Raw genomic sequence first — 515 nt, forward strand, 5'->3', positions numbered from 1 at the left:
GGCCGGGTCGGGCGCGGGGGCCGAGTCCCCCGCGGGCAGCAGCATGCCCGGGTAGGGCTCGACCGCGGCCCGCTGGACGCTCTCGACCGTCGAGGCAGCCTGCGGCTGCTCGGCGAGCAGGGCGTTCGGCACGTACATGCCGAACGCGTCCGCGGCGGGCACCTGCATGTGCAGCGCGTCGGGGCCGCCTGCGGTCGAGGTGCTCGCGAGCCGCAGGAACTGCGAGGGCTGCCCGGCGAGCATGCCGAGCTCCGCGCCCGCGACCGCGACGTGCTGCGGCGACGAGAGCACGGCGAGGTCCTCGGCCACGCGCTGCTCGGCGCGCGCGAGGGTCGTCGACTCCGCCTGCAGGGCGCTCATGCGGTAGGCGCCCTCGCTGATGACCACGGAGAGCCCGAGCTGCGCGCACACGATCGCCGCGAGCCCGACGAGCGCGACGATGCCGTGCACCAGCCGTGGCGCGCGACGCGCGGCCGCGCCGGGCGACGGCGCCGGCACGGCGCGCAGGTGCCGCT

General features: G+C 77.9%; 1 pseudogene. It reads right to left on the reverse strand.

From position 1 onward, the window contains the following. A pseudogene (locus tag NWP09_RS13220) lies at positions 1 to 450 on the reverse strand (hypothetical protein); the annotation flags it as partial. Between the last annotated feature and the right edge of the window lie 65 nt (positions 451 to 515).

The organism is Agrococcus sp. HG114 (assembly GCF_024723325.1).
Lineage (GTDB): Bacteria > Actinomycetota > Actinomycetes > Actinomycetales > Microbacteriaceae > Agrococcus.